This is a genomic window from Thiocystis minor (assembly GCF_016653465.1).
In the GTDB taxonomy this organism is placed as follows: Bacteria; Pseudomonadota; Gammaproteobacteria; order Chromatiales; family Chromatiaceae; genus Chromatium; species Chromatium minus.
In genome coordinates this window covers 1-2538 of record NZ_NHSQ01000076.1, presented here as the reverse complement: position 1 = coordinate 2538, position 2538 = coordinate 1, and the positions used below count along the sequence as shown (strand labels likewise).

The window sequence follows — 2538 nt, the reverse complement described above, 5'->3', positions numbered from 1 at the left end:
CGCCTGCAGTAAGGGAAATTCGTAGGAAAAATGCCTTTTTGGCCGAAAAAAGGCTATTTTCGAGGAAAATAGCCTCTTGATTGTCTTTTTCAGCCAATCCGAACGCTCAAGTCCGACAGGCTGCTAGTCAGTCGGATTAAATCGCGTCCAACGCATCGCCGACCGCGTCAAACAAGGGCAATGTCTGTCCCGGTTGCCCGACCTTGTCCGTCAGGTAGCGGGTTTTCAGCATGGCGTTCTGGGCCACGTCGCCGAGCGCATAGCGCAACGCGATCCGCCAGCCCTTGTCGCCATCCTGGAGACCGCCGGTGGCAATGGCGGTCATGCCGAACAGCCACCAGCGTTCTTCCGGGCGCAGCGCGAGCCAGTTGCGCACAGCGACGCCGATTTTTTCTGGTTCAAGATGCTCAATGGCCCAGGCCAGCACGCACAACTCCTTGCCCAGCAGGCGATCCAGCGGTGTATCGCCGACTTTCCAGGTACCGGTCGCCAGGTGGTGCTCCTTGAGCCGGGCATTAAAGGCCCGCTGCACCTCCGCGCGGATCGCCGTCCAGCGCTGACGTTCCAACAACACGCGGTCGATGACCTGCTCGCGGGCGTTCTCGGAGCCCATGCCGAGATGCTCAAGGATCAGCACCGCCGAGGCGTTGCCGCGCGGAATCCGCACCACGAAATGATGCGGATCGGAGGTCGCGGGGACGCCGAAGCCCAGGGTGCGGTGGGCGTAAGCGGTCTGTTTCGGCTTGGTTTTGGACATGACATGAGTCTGGCCGTAGCCAGCTAATCGGTTTCCTGAATCACGTCGCCCGGCAGGAGTTCGACACCGGCCAGCTCGGAGAACTCCTGGAGCGCGAAACCATCGCCGAAGCGGATGCCACCCCGGATCAGCACCTGGACCGCGGCCTGTTCCTCGCCGAGCGCCTGACGGATACCGAGGATGGCCATCTCGATGGCGGCGGCGGTCAAGGCACGCTCGTTGAAACGGATCTGAACGGCGTTTTCGCCCTCGCCCAGCAGGATCTGCACCCCGCGCAGCAGGGTATCGGGGCGATCCTTGAAGCGTTGAATGAAGCTGAACGCCTTGTCCGTGGTGTCAATCGAGACCCGTTTGGTCTCTGCGAGCCGCGCCGGTTTGCGCGGGTCGATGATGACGCGGTCGTCACCCTCCGACGGGATCTGGATCCTCGCGCTTTTCTCCACTTCCCCGGCCTGCGCCGCGATCAGGATCGTACAACCCTTGGCCGGGACCGCAAAGGGTTGGCTGTAGCGCGTTCCCTCCCTGGCGTTGGTGCCGTCCAGGGTGTAGCGCAGTTCGGCGGCGGGGGTGCAGCGCAGTTCCACCTTGCGGGTGTCGGCGATCCGGTGGATCTCGTGGCGGACGGTGAGGTCCGCCGTCCAGCGGGTCGGCTCTCCGACCTGGTACTTGCCTGTGGTGTCGACCGCGAGAAAGTACAGGGTCGCCTCGGTGGTGCGATAGTCTTCCAGATCCTGGATCTGCTGATCCTGATCCGATACCGCGGCGGTTCGGGCGACATGGATTCGAGGGCTGTCGCCGGCGTTGCGCGGGGTAAGCGACAGACTGGTCTCGCCAGACTCGCGGTTCGTTCCGAGCGGTGTGACGTTCACCGAGGTCTTTTCGACGGGGAAAGGCCCCTTCTCGATGTGCCCCTCCGGCGTCTGGCGCCAACGGCCTTGCTTGAGCGCCTCGTCACGCAGCAGCTCCAGCCCCCGTGCGCCGGGCATCCAGGGCCAGGTGGGATCGGTCTTGGCGCGCATGACCAGATCACGCCAGGGGACGCGGCGGTCCTTACCCGGCCAGAGGTAGGTCTCGGCCATCGCCCAGTAGTTCGGCAGCTCGTCGAGCATGTCCAGGGCGAGCTTGTTGTCGCAGCGGGCGCTGGCCAGGAGTTTCTCGATCTGTGACTCGGCGGAATGTTCGCCCGCGCCAAAGCTCAGACCGTTATCGATGGTGGCCATGACCAACTCGCCATCGCCGCCGGGGAAAAACAACCGGTTGTAGGCGCCCGAGACCGCCTTGGTGAAGCGTTCGGACAACTCTTCGAGTTTGTCGCGGGCCTCGTCGTACAGGGTATCGCCCGACTTAAGCTTGGCCTGGATTTTCTCGACCGCGTACAGCTCCCGCAGCCGTGCCTCGACCTCGTTGGCGAAATGGCTGTCGTGTCCGGACAGGACCAGGAGATTGTTCTTCTCCTGCTGGAACACGAAGAAATCGCGGATGGCCTCCGGTGGGGTGCGCCCATCCGGCTGCACCACCAAGAGGATGCGGGCACCGGACAGGCGCACATCGTCCAGACGCGGCATGATCTGGACTTCCTGATACGCCGCCCTGGTTTTGCTCTGGACCTGGAACAGCCCGGTCAAACGATTGATCAGGGCCAGGGCGAGCGCGCTTAAACATTCCGTTTTTCGGGTAGTTGACGGATGATCGCGAGAAACGACTATCGGAGTTTCTCATGTCAGCCAGCCTTCTTGAGCATTTTGCGTCCCTGGAAGATCCCCGGATCGAACGTAACAAGC

Annotated in this window: 2 protein-coding genes; both read right to left on the bottom strand. The window is 62.7% G+C overall.

The features are described 5' to 3' along the window. Positions 1-136 precede the first annotated feature (136 nt). Positions 137-757, bottom strand: coding sequence for an anti-phage-associated DUF3780 domain-containing protein (locus CCR95_RS10275; protein WP_201094086.1), 621 nt, complete (start codon positions 755-757; stop codon positions 137-139). Positions 758-780: 23 nt separating this feature from the next. Further along, positions 781-2382 carry an FN3 associated domain-containing protein gene (locus CCR95_RS10270; protein WP_242523172.1) on the bottom strand — a complete coding sequence of 534 codons (1602 nt, stop codon included), beginning with the start codon at positions 2380-2382 and terminating at the stop codon, positions 781-783. Positions 2383-2538: the final 156 nt, after the last annotated feature.

Excerpts from the sequence above, each read along its gene's own strand:
- CCR95_RS10275 (WP_201094086.1), bottom strand. The coding sequence starts at position 757 with ATGTCCAAAACCAAGCCGAAACAGACCGCTTACGCCCACCGCACCCTG.